This window comes from Bacillus cereus group sp. N21 (assembly GCF_016483395.1).
In the GTDB taxonomy this organism is placed as follows: domain Bacteria; phylum Bacillota; class Bacilli; order Bacillales; family Bacillaceae_G; genus Bacillus_A; species Bacillus_A pseudomycoides.
The window spans coordinates 18,323-31,716 of record NZ_JAEHBX010000058.1 but is presented as its reverse complement, the minus strand read 5'-3'; the positions used below and the strand labels follow the sequence as shown (position 1 = coordinate 31,716).

Here is a 13,394-nt window from a genome sequence, read left to right as displayed (position 1 = left end):
TAGTAATCATTCAATTGATAATTCCGCTTGAGAACAAGATGAAGACTATCCGCATGCATCTTGCGGTTCCAACGTTTCTCCCGAACAATCGTTTGAAATGCAAAGTGTTTCGCCCGATTACATGTTTCGATTGTATGTGTTAATGCCTCTACCATTTCATATGGTAAATCTGTCTTATAGATCCGTTTCGAAAAATACGCTTTCTTCACCTGTTCTCACCTCATTTTATTTGATAAGATCATTATACACCGAAACAAACATATGTTCTACAAAAAAGAGACGTTTTTTTAAAAAGAAAAAACCGATTCATCTCCCACCTTCACTTCGTTTAGAGGAGGGGGGCTTCTCGGTTAAAATGATAAAAAATCGGACATACAATTCCACCTAGCGCCGTACAATTGTAATAGAGCTGGTCAAGCTTTTTCGTTTCATACATACAACTGCACCTATATTACTGATTAAAACAGAATAAATGGAGGCAAAATGATGGAGTTAGATTTTTTGACATCTATACTAATGATTGTCGGTATCGATGTTGTACTAGGCGGTGATAACGCAATTGTAATTGCGCTTGCAAGCCGAAACTTACCTGAATCTAAACGGAATAAAGCTATTTTTATTGGTACGGTCCTAGCAATCGTGCTGCGAATTCTCCTTACAATACTTGCTGTATACTTACTCGATATTCCCTTCTTACAACTTATTGGCGGCATCCTACTTACACTGATTGCCGTAAATTTACTAACCGACAATAATAATGACCTTTCTTCTATACAAGGAAAAACGACATTATTTCAAGCAATCCGTACAATTGTATTTGCCGATCTCGTTATGGGTTTTGATAATGTCCTTGCGATTGCTGGAGCGGCTCATGGGAATTTTACACTCGTAATTATCGGATTATTAATTTCTATCCCTATTATTATTTGGGGAAGCAAACTCATCTTACTATTTATGGAGCGGTTTCCTTTTCTCATTTATTGCGGAGGAGCAGTTCTTGCTTACACGGCTGGCAGAATGATCACCCATGAAGCGAGACTTGCGAACTTTTTCCAGCACAACCCGGCCTTTGCAACAAGTATACCCTTCCTCTTTATTTTCACAGTATTAACAATCGGGTTTATTGTTCAGCATATCAAATTAGGGAATGTAAAGTAAAACATGCATAACCCTTTCTTTTTTGGGTGGAAGAGAGCGTCCGGCCAAGCATAGTAGCGGTCAGGGCCTTTTTCCGCCCCATGCCACGTTAAAACAGAAGGAGAAAATGAGTGGAAAGCCCCTTTTATTTTCATAGCCGTGATTTGTATGTTAGGAAATCAAAATACATACAAATTGAAAAACGACATACAATCTTTCTTTTTTGGCGGGAGCGAGCAGGACCTCTTCCGCCCTATGCCTTGTAAAAATAAAAAAGAGAATGAGCGAGGAACTCCTTTTATTTTCATAACTTTAATTTATATGTCGGAAAATCAAAATGAAGTTATATATAAATAATACTCAGTAATGAATATATGTATGCGAAAACCTTCTACTGTAAGGTAGAAGGTTTTCATATACAAAACTTTTATTGTTAATTTACAAGACGCTGTGCCTCACGTAACTGAAATGTTCTTACTGTACGTGGTAAGAAACGACGAATTTCATCTTCGTTATAACCTACTTGAAGACGTTTTTCGTCAATCATAATAGGACGACGTAAAATGCCTGGGTAGTCACGAATCATCTTATATAAATCTTGAAGTGGTAAAGATTCTAAGTTAACGTTTAACTCTTGGAAAACTTTCGAACGAGTTGAAATAATCTCATCCGTTCCGCTTTCTGTCATGCGTAAAATTTCTTTAATTTCCTCAATCGTTAATGGATCTGAGAAAATATTACGTTCTGTATAGGGAATATGATTTTCCTCTAGCCATAATTTCGCCTTTCTACAAGACGTACAACTTGGAGAACTATATAGTGTTACCATACAAGACTCACTCTCCTTAAAGAGTACAGATTCTGTACTAATTACAGTTTGAATTTCTATTTCCCAGCAATTCTTCACTATGACTTGTCTTACAACAAAATGAAAAATTGCTTTCGATGTAAACAACAACTTATGAGCAAGCAACTTTTAATAAACAACAATTACTTTAAATAAGTAACTTCTATAATCATTATACAATAGATTCAGAAAGAAATACACAGTAAATTTCCTTATTAATAGGGAAAACACCATATGTCTTTAACTGTTGCTTAGGACCAGTAAAGCTGGCATAAATACTTGAAGACATAAGCCCTATATCCCATTCGTATACGTCTTTAGAACTATTTTTTTGATAGACTCTCTTTCATATAATGTACTTCACCACATGTTTCCGATAGCGCTTTATTACCTTTTTCTGATAAAACAATGGTGAAATGTAAGACTTACCGCTATGTAAAACAGCCACGAAAAAAAGAACGTTTGTTCTTGTTAATTTTATCAAACCTCATTATTATTGTCTAGACTATTTTTAAGTGAAATAATTATTTTCTAACTTTTCTTTCTTTTTGACTTTTTTTCTCATACAATAATGATACAGACAGGCAAAGGGGGAATTTTCATATGGTTGCTTTTTTTATTGATTTTGCAATTGTCGCTGCCCTCGTCATCGGAATTACAGCATTGATTGGTGTCATTACGAATGGCATCGGTGAAAAGCTATTTGGTGGGAAAGAGAAAATGAAATTTGTTGATAAAAGTGCGGAAGTACAATCTGGATGGAAGCAAGTTGGCGGCAAAGGGATTTATAAAAAACGAACATACTAAAAAGAAGCAGGAAATCCCCTGCTTCTTTTTAAATTATTTTCCGACAGATGCCCACTTGAAGCTTAAATCTCCGCCATAATTATGCTTATAAATATCTTTAACTGTTCCTCTTTGTAAATAAGCCGTGCTACGTTGATATACAGGAGCAATTGCTGCATCATCCATAAGGATTTTTTCTGCTTCAAGTAAACTATTCCAGCGCGCTTGTACATCGCTACCGTCAGTCTTCGCTTTCATAATAATTTCATCGTATTTCGGATTAGAGTATTTCATTTTATTTTGCGTGCCATCTGTTATAAACATATCAAGGTAAGTTACTGGATCTGGGAAGTCTGGAGTCCATAAAGCAAATGTCATTTCATAATCTCCACTTTCTTCAAGTTTAAGCTTTTGCGCAAATGGCTGCTGCTTAATTTTCAATGTAAAACCAGGTAAGTTCTTTTCTAACTCTCCTTTTAAGTACTCCCCTGTTCTCTTAGATAAATCTACATCTTCATTTAATAGCTCAATCTCAATCTTATCTTTTCCTAATTCTTTTTTACCAGCTTCCCAATATTTCTTCGCTTCTTTCGCGTTTGCTTTTACTAACTCCCCATTTTCAGCTCGGAAGTCTTTTTTATTTGGCCCTGTAATAAATTTGCTTGGAATTAATCCTGTTGCTTCAGTAGAGCCATTGTTTAAAATCGTCTCAACAAGTGGTTTACGTTCAAAGGCAAGAGAAATTGCTTTACGTATGTTTTTATTTGCTAAAGCTTCATTTTTCTGATTGAAACGAAGATAGGATACAGTAGCTTCATTTGCCGTTTTAAAATCTTTATCCCCTTTATATTTATCAACAAACTCAGATCTTAAGTTAGCACGGTCTATCGCTTTTGTATCATATAAGTTAATCGCTGTTGCCATGTCTTTTACAATATTAAAGTTCACTTCGTCTAGCTTCACTGTTTTATTGTCCCAGTATGATGGGTTTTTCTTAATTTGGAAACTTCTTTCATGCTTCCAGTCACTTAATACAAATGGTCCATTATATAATGTTGTGTTTGCCTCTAGACCAAACTTGTCCCCTTGCTCTTTCGCATACTTTTCATTTACAGGATAAAACAGTGGATAAATCATTAAGTTTTCAAAGTACGGAACTGGATGCTCTAATTCTACTTCTAATGTATAATCATCAATGGCCTTTACACCTAATTGATCTGGTGTCATTTCTTTTTTATTAATTTTCTGTGCGTTTTTAACATCAAACATAATATATGCTGATACTGCTGCTTTATCTGGATTAATTGCTCGTTGCCAAGCATATACAAAGTCCTTCGCTGTTACAGGATCTCCATTTGACCACTTCGCATCTTCGCGTAATTTAAAAGTATACTTTTTCCCGTCTGCTGATTTTTCACTTGATTTCGCTACACCTGGAACGAGTTTATCCCCTTTATCAAGGCGATATAGCCCTTCCATCGTATTATTCATCACTCGCGATGATACTGCATCAGCTGATAACGCTGTGTCCATCGTTGGAATTTCTTGTGTTTCAGTTAAATTTATAACTTGTTTCGCATTATTATTGCCGCTTTCCCCTTTTGCTTTCGCTTGCGACTCATCTTTTTGATAACTACATGCTCCTAAAACCATGCTCATCGCTAATGTCGACGCTACTAAAACTGGTACTTTTTTCTTCATCCTTCCATCCCCCTAAAAAAAATGTTAGCCCTTTCATTTTCAAACAGAAAGAAATATTTATATGTTCTAATAATTCATATTATACATATAAATATATTATTTGTATATTTGTTTTTCTATCTTATTAAAATTTTCTGTTACCATAGCATTTTCTGTAAACGTTTTATATTACTTATTTTCCTGCCTGAAATACTAAATATACCTGTTTTTATAATCATCTAAATTATCAGAGTATAATTAATTTTATATCACATAATATCTTTTGTATAATTATTCCCTTCTAATATGCACCATTTTGATCTTTCAACATATAAGTCACAGCTTTGAAAATAAAAGAAGATCTCCACTCCTTTTCTCCTTTTGTTTTTACGCGGCATGGGGCGAAAAAAGGGGATGATCGCTTCTACGCATGAGCGGACGCTCTCTCCCAACCAAAAAAAGGATTTTTATTGATTTTTCAATTTGTACTTATATATGTCCTATTTTTTCGAAATATATATTTATCATTTCAACCGAGAAGACCCCCTCCTCTAAATGAAGTGAAGGTGGGGGTAGTTCAATAACCAAGCTGCAAAATGAATGCAAGTGTTGCTGAAGTGTGTTAAGATACATTTTGTTTCAAAAAGGATATCGGTAAAGTGGGGGATGATATGACAGTGACTACGTCCAAAAAAGGGCAGGAAGAAAAATTAAATTTATTTTTCTTAACATGGCCCATTTTTTTAGAGGTTTTTCTTTTTATGTTAATGGGGATTGCTGATACTTTTATGCTAAGTGCACTATCAGATGACGCGGTATCAGGTGTTGGGGCAGCGAATCAATACCTTCATATCGCAATATTAGTACTAGAAGTAATAGGAAACGGGGCCGCAATTGTTGTTTCTCAATACCTTGGTTCTAAACGATATATGGAAGCATCAAAAATATCAGCTTTAGCGGTAACATTAAACTTAGGAGTCGGGCTCATCATAAGCGCCGGTTTTCTTTTATTTTCGAAAAATATGATGATGACGATGAATTTACAAGGTGACGTATTAACTTACGCACAAAATTATTTATCAATTGTTGGAGGAGCAATCTTTCTTCAAGCCATTATCAATTCACTGGCTGCCATTATTCGTGTTCATGGATTTACAAAACAAGCAATGTTGATTTCATTAGGAATGAACATTTTTCATATTGCTGGAAACTATGTACTTATTTTCGGGAAATTCGGTTTTCCAGAAATGGGCGTTCAAGGTGCTGCTATATCATCATCTTTCAGCCGTTTAATCGCACTCATTGTCTTCTTCTGGTTACTATACCGCGTCATGGAATATCGCGTGAAGTTGAACTACTACATTACCTTATCAAAAGAATATATCGGCAAGATTTTAAAGATTGGTATTCCATCGGCTTTTGAACAAGTTATGTACCAAGCATGTCAAATTGTCTTTTTATATTATGCGACATACTTAGGAGTAGAATCATTAGCTGCAAGACAGTATGCAACAAATATTTCAATGTTTACTTACTTATTCGCTATCGCCATCGGAATGGGAACAGCGATCATTGTTGGGCGTTTAATCGGTGGAAATGAGAAAGACGAAGCATATGTACGTGTATGGAAAAGTGTAAAGTGGGCCATTGGTGTTACGTTATGTATGGTCATTCTCGTCATAACATTTCGCACGCAGTTAATGGGGTTATTTACAGATAATCCTCATGTCATCGCTTTAGGCGCAACCGTTCTTTTATTAAGCATTCTACTAGAAACAGGCCGAACGATGAATATTGTCATCATTAATTCCTTGCGGGCTGCTGGTGATGCAAAATATCCAGTTTTAATTGGCGCATTCTCAATGGTATTAATGAGTTTACCACTTGGCTACTTTTTTGTATTTTATTTGCACATGGGACTGCCCGGCATTTGGTTAGCCATTGCGATTGATGAATGGACACGTGCCATCATTATGTTCTTCCGCTGGAAAAGCAGAGCATGGGAAAATTATGCCCTTGTTAAACCGGAGACTTCTGAAGAATCAGCTCCTGTTCAAGCTTAATATTAATGTTGATATTCAGAAAAAACAGGTTGGAGAAAGCCTTCTCCAACCTGTTTTTGTGCTGTTCTTTATCGGAACGCCAATATATTTTGAGGAACGGTCGATATATTTGGACTTGCGCCGATAAAATTTCATTTACTATTTTTCTATCCCCCCACTCTATTGCTGAAATCTCTACTCCAGCTTTTCCTTCTCTCCTTTTGTTTTCACTCGGCATGGGGCGAAAAAAGGACCTGACCGCTTCTATGCTTGGGCGAATCCTCTCTCCCATCCAATAAGAAAAGGTTTATATCAGTTTTCTTATTTGTATGTATATAAAAAAGAAGCGACCTCTCCAGCCGCTTCTTTTCTATTATTGATAGATTTCTTTATATTTCTTGTATTCTGCTTCTGAACAAAGAACAAAATGTCCAGGGCGAATTTCTCGCATAGTAGGCGTTTCATTACCATATTGATGCTGAGATGGATCATATACGATACGCTTACGATTGCGTTCATAATCCGGATCTGGAAGCGGAATTGCTGATAATAGTGATTTTGTATACGGATGAATTGGATTCTCGTATAGCTCATCACTGCTTGTTAATTCAACAATTTGTCCACGATACATAACACCAATGCGATCACTGATGTATTTTACCATCGATAAATCATGGGCAATGAATAAATATGTTAAGCCTTTTTCTCTTTGCAGTTGTTTCAGTAAGTTTACAACTTGCGCCTGAATGGATACGTCAAGTGCTGAAATTGGTTCATCCGCAATAATAAATTCCGGTTCTACCGCAAGTGCACGAGCAATTCCGATACGTTGACGTTGTCCACCAGAGAACTCATGCGGGAAACGATTGGCATGCTCTTTATTTAACCCAACTGTGTTCAATAATTCATGCACACGATCCATACGTTCTTTTTTGCTTTTTGCTAAACCGTGAATATCAATGCCTTCTGCAATAATATCCCCAACTGTCATACGAGGATTTAATGATGCGTATGGATCTTGGAAAATCATTTGCATTTTACGATTAAATTTCTTTAATTCTGCTCGTGATTTCTTACCATGTACATTTTCACCGTCGAACAGCACTTCTCCAGCAGTTGCATCATATAACCTGATAATCGTTCTTCCAGTTGTTGATTTTCCGCAACCAGATTCCCCTACAAGTCCAAATGTTTCACCGCGGTAAATATCAAATGAAATGTCGTTGACCGCTTTTACAACACCACCACTAACGTTGAAGTGCTGCTTTACATTTTTTACTTCAATTAATTTTTCACGTTGATTAGTCATGTTGTTCACCTGCTTTCATTTGAAGAATTCGTTTTTGAACGACTTCTGGCGGTTGTACTTCTGGTGCTTGCTCATGAAGTAACCATGTTGCCGCATAATGTGTATCACTAACTTTAAAGAATGGTGGTTCCATTTCAAAGTCAATTTTTAGTGCCTGTGGGTTACGTGGTGCAAATGCATCCCCTTTTGGCGGTTTTAATAAATCTGGAGGTGTTCCAGGAATTGCATATAACTCTGCTTCTGAGCCATCTAAACTTGGCATAGATGCGATTAATCCCCATGTATACGGGTGTTTTGGGTTGTAGAAAATTTCATCAACCGTACCAATTTCAACGACTTTACCTGCATACATAACAGCAACTCTGTCCGCAACGTTCGCTACTACACCTAAATCATGCGTAATGAAAATAATCGCCGCTTCTGTTTTCTGTTGAATGTCCTTCATAAGCTCTAAAATTTGTGCTTGAATTGTAACGTCAAGTGCTGTTGTCGGCTCATCCGCAATCAATAGTTTCGGATTACAAGCTAATGCCATCGCAATAACAACACGCTGTCTCATACCACCAGAGAATTGGTGTGGGTATTGCTTTAAACGCGCTTCTGGATTTGGAATTCCAACAAGATCAAGCAGTTCTAACGCAACTTTACGCGCATCCGCTTTGCTCATCCCTTGGTGTTTAATAAGACCTTCCATAATTTGATTACCGATTGTCATCGTTGGATTTAGTGATGTCATCGGATCTTGGAAAATCATTGCAATCTCTTTCCCGCGTACTTGCTGCATTTCTTTTTCCGTTAATTTTGTTAAGTCACGACCATCAAAGACAATTTCTCCATTTTTAATACGTCCTGGAGGATTTGGGATTAATCCCATTAGCGCTTTCGAAGTAACTGATTTCCCAGAACCAGATTCTCCTACAATCGCTAATGTTTCTCCCTTTTTCAAATCAAATGTAACTCCGCGAACAGCTTGTACTTCACCAGCATGTGTATCAAAGGAGACTTGTAAATCTTTTACCTCTAACAATGTTTTCATTTTCACTTCTCCTCCCTCGTTTACTTACGCATTTTTGGATCTAACGCATCGCGTAATCCATCTGCCATTAAGTTAAATGCTAAAATTAACATACTGATGACAACCGCAGGGATGAACATCATATGTGGATATGTTTGAATTGACTTATATCCATCATTTACAAGAGAACCAAGTGATGCAGTTGGCGGCTGAATACCAAGACCAATGAAGCTTAAGAATGCTTCACCAAACACCGCTGTAGGAATTGTAAACATTGTCATAACGATAATTGGTCCCATTACGTTCGGAATTAAATGCTTCACAATTAATTGTGTGTTTGTTGCACCTAATGTACGAGATGCTAATACATACTCTTGGTTTTTTAATTTTAATACTTGTCCACGTACAATCCGCGACATTCCAATCCAACCTGTAATTGCCATCGCGAATGTAATTGATAAAATACCTGGATCCATAATAATTACCATTAAGATTACAATGATTAAATATGGAATACCGTTAATAATTTCCATAACACGTTGCATAATGTTATCCACTCGTCCACCATAGAACGCTGAAATACCTCCGTATGCAACCCCAATTACTAGGTCAATTGCCGCTGCTAAAAGAGCGATATATAATGATACGCGTGTTCCTTCCCATGTTCTTGTCCAAAGGTCACGTCCAAGATCATCTGTACCGAACCAGAAATACTCTTTAATATCACGTTTCTCATATTGATCAACACCATATTGATCTGTACCATCAAATGGTAACCAATGAATATTTTCTATCACTGGAATTTTCGGCGGCATTTTTGCACGTCCTAAATCTTGGTCTTTATAGGAATGTTTACTTACCATCGGTCCAAAAATTGCTAAAAGCGCAATGATGACAAGCAATACAAAACCAAACATTGCTCCTTTATGTTTAAACAAACGTCTTCTTACATCTTGCCAAAACGTTAAGCTTGGTCGGGCAATGACTTCATTATCAACATTGCTTTGATTGGCTGGTTGAAATAAATCTGGAGATAATTTTTGTACGTCTTTCATCATTTTTTCCCTCCCGCTAAACGAATACGAGGATCAATTATTCCGTATAAAATATCAACAATGAAAATTACTAAAATAAAGATTGCACTATAGAAAATTGTCGTTCCCATAATAACCGTATAATCATTCAATTGAATCGATTTAACGAATTGCTCCCCAAGTCCAGGTACAGCATAGATTTGCTCAATAACAAGCGTCCCTGTAATTAATCCCGCAACCATTGGTCCTAAAATTGTAACAACCGGAATCAATGCATTACGAAGTGCATGTTTTATAATAATGACACCTTGACTAATTCCTTTTGCTTTTGCTGTTAAAATATAATCTGCTTGCATTACTTCGATTAACTCCGCACGAGCGAAACGTGCAATTGTCGCAGTAACTGCCATCGATAAAGCAACCGTTGGCATGACTGTAAATTCAGGACCTTTCCAGAATGCAACTGGGAACCAACCAAGTTTTACCCCTACAAAATATTGTAGTAACGCTGCGAATACGAAGGATGGTACCGACATTCCGAGTACAGAAATAATGGTTGCCCCGTAATCCACCCATGTATTATTACGAAGTGCTGCGATAATCCCTAAAATTAGACCTATAAATGTTCCTAATACGATCGCCTGGAAACCAAGCTGTGCTGATGGTCCAATACGATCAACAATCATATCCGTTACAGGACGGTTATCGTACTGAAATGATACTCCTAAATCACCTTTTACTAAGTTCCCTAAGTAGCGCGCATATTGCACTGGCACCGGATCATTCAAACCATATTTTTCTAAAATGATTTCTTTCTGCGCCGGAGATAATTTCTCTTGGTTTTTAAGCGGAGAACCCGGCAGTAATTTCATTAAAAAGAATGTCAGCGTAGTGATTAAAAATAACGTCAAAGCCATGTACACGAAACGTTTTAATGCATAACGTCCCATAATCAAGCACCTCCCCATTTTTCTCAAAAGCAATAAGATAGTTTGAAATATTCTTACTTTTATTTTTTAAAATAAGAGCATATGCCCATCATAGGCATATACCCTTATTCATGATGGAAACCATTTTTATTTTTTGACTTCAACCCATTTGTAGCTAAATTCGCCACCATATTTATGTTCTAGCAACCCTGTAATAGAGCTGCGTTGTAAATATGCTTTTCCTGGTTGATATACTGGAGCAATTGCTGCATCATCCAACAATTGTTTTTCAGCTTTCAACAGTGCATCCCAACGAGATTGTACATCTGTCTCTACTTTTGCCTTCTTAATTAATTCGTCATATGCTGGATTTGCATAGTTGACTTTGTTTTGCGGATTTCCTGTTGTATACATATCTAGGAATGCCATCGGATCCATATAATCTGGGGCCCATCCTGCATACGACATTGCATATTCTCCACTTGCTTCAAGTTTTAATTTTTGTGCAAATGGCTGCATTTTCATTGAAATTGTTAAGCCTGGTAAATTCTTTTCAAATTGCCCTTTTAAATACTCACCGATTTTCTTAGCATCATCTGTATCAAAGTTCAGCAACTCTAAATCTACTTTATCAACACCAAGTTCTTTTTTACCAGCTTCCCAATATTTTTGAGCCTCTTTTATATCTTCTTTGATCAGATTTCCATTTTCTTCACGGAAGTCTTTTCCATTTGGTCCTTTCGCTAAACCTTTCGGAACAAAACCGTACATCCCCTGTGAACCATCGTTTAAAATAACTTTCCCGATATTTTCACGTTCAAAGGCCATTGATATTGCTTTACGGATGTTCTTATTCGCTAAGAACTTGTTCTTTTCGTTTAAACGAATAAACTGTGTAGAAGGTTTCTTAATTGTCTTGAAATCAGAATCTTTTTTGTATTTATCTACAAATTCTGATGTCAATACGACACGATCAATTGCATTTGTTTCATATAAATTTATTGCAGTTGAACAATCCTTTAGAATATTGAAGTTTACTTCTTCCAGCTTCACTACTTTATTGTCCCAGTACGTCTCATTTTTCTTAAGCTGGAAACTTTGTTCATGTTTCCACTCATTTAAGACGAACGGACCGTTATAGAGCGTCGTATTAGATTCTAATCCAAATTTATCCCCTTGTTCTTTTACGAACTTTTCATTTAATGGATAGAATGTTGGATATACCGTTAAGCTAACAAAGTAAGGAACAGGGTTGTCTAATTCCACTTCTAGTGTGTGATCATCAATTGCTTTTACGCCAAGTTCTTCAACTGGCAACTCTTTTTTATTAATTTTTTCTGCATTCTTTACATCGAATAATATGTAAGCAAATTTTGCACCTGTATTTGAATCGACAGCTCGTCTCCAAGAATATACAAAGTCTTTAGCTGTTACAGGTTCCCCATTAGACCACTTCGCATCATCACGTAATTTAAATACGTACTTCTTACCATCTTCCGTTTTCTCATAAGACTTTGCCACACCTGGAACGAGTTTATCGTCTTTTCCAAGGCGATATAATCCTTCCATTGTGTTATTCATTATGTTAGAAGATGCCGCATCTGTTGATAATGTTGTATCCATTGTCGGAATTTCAGCAGCTTCAGGTAAATTTAGTACTTGTTTGCCTGAAGCACTGCCTTCTTTCGTACTCGCTTTCGTATCTTCTTGCTGATAACTACAAGCACCAAGCATACTGACCGTCAATGTCGATGCAAGTATTAGTGGTATCTTTTTCTTCATATTGTACTACCTCCCCTAATTGCACCTCCTGTACCCCCACTTACTAAAAAGCAGAATTGAAAGAATAATCTCCAAGTTTCTACAATTTTCATTATACATATAATGTGACGATTGTGAATATAGTTTTTTGTTTTTTTGTTAAAATTTTTAATAAAATGTTTATTTTTTTTATTTTTTGTAAATTAGGTGCTTAACATTGCTCCCATCATATTGAAAGAAAATGCAAAATTGCGTATAATTTTCAAATAATTATCCCTAGTACTCATTATAACTTTTATAGTATAATAATTCTAGTAATATTTTGACGGAGGGGAACATTTTGAATAGACTTTATTCTCACACTTGTATATTAATATTGTTAGCAATAATCGTTTCTAGCATTGGTGCATTCCTATTTTCAGCTCAATTTTTGTTGAATTTTGTCAATATCATGTTTTACATTGCATTATTTTTTATTATTTTAGGAGGTTTTTTATTTCTATTTCAAAGTGGATTTTTCAATATAACAATGTACGCTTTCCAAAAAGTATTTGGAACAAATAAAAAGGTAGAATCTTTAATTGAAGAAGAAGAATCAGCAATAGATAAAAAAGAAAGAATATATAAAACGTATTCTTTCACATGGACATACCCCATCTGCATTACAGGTGTTCTTTTAGGCCTCATCTCTACGATCATTAGCTTTACTATTTTGATGTAGTTTGCAAACGTTTTTCCATATGATATAATTACTTGCAAAACATGTTGTTATAAAAAGCTCCAGTGGCTCGCTCAGAATGCGAGGGGGATGGAGCTCCTAACGTAGAGGCGCTTTTTGCCTCGCTGGAAGGCGC

Annotated in this window: 11 protein-coding genes and 2 pseudogenes; 4 read left to right on the top strand and 9 right to left on the bottom strand. The window is 36.2% G+C overall.

The window, feature by feature from the left end:
- Window positions 1-209: pseudogene (locus JDS96_RS23660) on the bottom strand (IS200/IS605 family accessory protein TnpB-related protein); the annotation flags it as partial.
- 277 nt (window positions 210-486) lie between these two features.
- On the opposite strand from JDS96_RS23660, the gene JDS96_RS23655 reads away from it, so the two are divergent.
- Window positions 487-1,158, top strand: coding sequence for a TerC family protein (locus JDS96_RS23655; RefSeq protein ID WP_018764011.1), 672 nt, complete (start codon window positions 487-489; stop codon window positions 1,156-1,158).
- A 412-nt stretch (window positions 1,159-1,570) separates the two neighbouring features.
- Here JDS96_RS23655 and spx read toward each other — a convergent pair whose 3' ends face one another.
- Entirely contained in the window at window positions 1,571-1,966 is a 396-nt protein-coding gene (spx, locus tag JDS96_RS23650) for a transcriptional regulator Spx (RefSeq protein ID WP_000258267.1), read from the bottom strand.
- Between the two features lie 621 nt (window positions 1,967-2,587).
- Between spx and JDS96_RS23645 the strand changes: the two genes are divergently transcribed.
- On the top strand, window positions 2,588-2,791 hold the full coding sequence (locus JDS96_RS23645; RefSeq protein WP_000225326.1) for a hypothetical protein: 204 nt from the start codon (window positions 2,588-2,590) through the stop codon (window positions 2,789-2,791).
- Between the two features lie 33 nt (window positions 2,792-2,824).
- Here the strand turns inward: JDS96_RS23645 and JDS96_RS23640 are convergent, their stop codons facing one another.
- Window positions 2,825-4,471: a peptide ABC transporter substrate-binding protein gene (locus JDS96_RS23640; protein ID WP_199668209.1), complete on the bottom strand. Its 1,647-nt coding sequence runs from the start codon at window positions 4,469-4,471 to the stop codon at window positions 2,825-2,827.
- Between the two features lie 650 nt (window positions 4,472-5,121).
- Between JDS96_RS23640 and JDS96_RS23635 the strand changes: the two genes are divergently transcribed.
- Window positions 5,122-6,513: an MATE family efflux transporter gene (locus tag JDS96_RS23635; RefSeq protein WP_199668208.1), complete on the top strand. Its 1,392-nt coding sequence runs from the start codon at window positions 5,122-5,124 to the stop codon at window positions 6,511-6,513.
- 352 nt (window positions 6,514-6,865) lie between these two features.
- On the opposite strand, the gene JDS96_RS23630 is transcribed toward JDS96_RS23635, so the two are convergent.
- The 6 genes and pseudogenes from JDS96_RS23630 to JDS96_RS33130 form a co-directional block, all read right to left on the bottom strand.
- Window positions 6,866-7,801, bottom strand: a complete 936-nt coding sequence (locus JDS96_RS23630) for an ABC transporter ATP-binding protein (RefSeq protein ID WP_017152841.1) — start codon at window positions 7,799-7,801, stop codon at window positions 6,866-6,868.
- Window positions 7,794-8,837, bottom strand: coding sequence for an ABC transporter ATP-binding protein (locus JDS96_RS23625; protein WP_018764007.1), 1,044 nt, complete (start codon window positions 8,835-8,837; stop codon window positions 7,794-7,796). The genes JDS96_RS23630 and JDS96_RS23625 overlap by 8 nt, the downstream gene beginning before the upstream one ends.
- 20 nt (window positions 8,838-8,857) lie before the next feature.
- The gene (opp3C, locus tag JDS96_RS23620; protein WP_018764006.1) at window positions 8,858-9,874 is read right to left on the bottom strand and encodes an oligopeptide ABC transporter permease; all 1,017 of its coding nucleotides are present in this window, start codon (window positions 9,872-9,874) and stop codon (window positions 8,858-8,860) included.
- The gene (gene opp3b, locus JDS96_RS23615) at window positions 9,871-10,800 is read right to left on the bottom strand and encodes an oligopeptide ABC transporter permease (RefSeq protein WP_003195920.1); all 930 of its coding nucleotides are present in this window, start codon (window positions 10,798-10,800) and stop codon (window positions 9,871-9,873) included. Before opp3b ends, opp3C begins: the two co-directional genes overlap by 4 nt.
- A 126-nt stretch (window positions 10,801-10,926) precedes the next feature.
- Window positions 10,927-12,561, bottom strand: a complete 1,635-nt coding sequence (locus tag JDS96_RS23610; protein ID WP_199668207.1) for a peptide ABC transporter substrate-binding protein — start codon at window positions 12,559-12,561, stop codon at window positions 10,927-10,929.
- A pseudogene (locus JDS96_RS33130) lies at window positions 12,558-12,770 on the bottom strand (hypothetical protein). The gene JDS96_RS23610 and the pseudogene JDS96_RS33130 overlap by 4 nt, the downstream one beginning before the upstream one ends.
- A gap of 155 nt (window positions 12,771-12,925) precedes the next feature.
- Here JDS96_RS33130 and JDS96_RS23605 point away from each other — a divergent pair.
- On the top strand, window positions 12,926-13,261 hold the full coding sequence (locus JDS96_RS23605; RefSeq protein WP_374221008.1) for a DUF3899 domain-containing protein: 336 nt from the start codon (window positions 12,926-12,928) through the stop codon (window positions 13,259-13,261).
- The last annotated feature ends 133 nt before the right edge of the window (window positions 13,262-13,394 follow it).

What these genes read in the sequence shown, in the direction of transcription:
- JDS96_RS23655 (WP_018764011.1), top strand. Translation starts at nt 487, where the DNA reads ATGGAGTTAGATTTTTTGACATCTATACTAATGATTGTCGGTATCGAT.
- spx (WP_000258267.1), bottom strand. Translation starts at nt 1,966, where the DNA reads ATGGTAACACTATATAGTTCTCCAAGTTGTACGTCTTGTAGAAAGGCG.
- JDS96_RS23645 (WP_000225326.1), top strand. Translation starts at nt 2,588, where the DNA reads ATGGTTGCTTTTTTTATTGATTTTGCAATTGTCGCTGCCCTCGTCATC.
- JDS96_RS23640 (WP_199668209.1), bottom strand. Translation starts at nt 4,471, where the DNA reads ATGAAGAAAAAAGTACCAGTTTTAGTAGCGTCGACATTAGCGATGAGC.
- JDS96_RS23635 (WP_199668208.1), top strand. Translation starts at nt 5,122, where the DNA reads ATGACAGTGACTACGTCCAAAAAAGGGCAGGAAGAAAAATTAAATTTA.
- JDS96_RS23630 (WP_017152841.1), bottom strand. Translation starts at nt 7,801, where the DNA reads ATGACTAATCAACGTGAAAAATTAATTGAAGTAAAAAATGTAAAGCAG.
- JDS96_RS23625 (WP_018764007.1), bottom strand. Translation starts at nt 8,837, where the DNA reads ATGAAAACATTGTTAGAGGTAAAAGATTTACAAGTCTCCTTTGATACA.
- opp3C (WP_018764006.1), bottom strand. Translation starts at nt 9,874, where the DNA reads ATGATGAAAGACGTACAAAAATTATCTCCAGATTTATTTCAACCAGCC.
- opp3b (WP_003195920.1), bottom strand. Translation starts at nt 10,800, where the DNA reads ATGGGACGTTATGCATTAAAACGTTTCGTGTACATGGCTTTGACGTTA.
- JDS96_RS23610 (WP_199668207.1), bottom strand. Translation starts at nt 12,561, where the DNA reads ATGAAGAAAAAGATACCACTAATACTTGCATCGACATTGACGGTCAGT.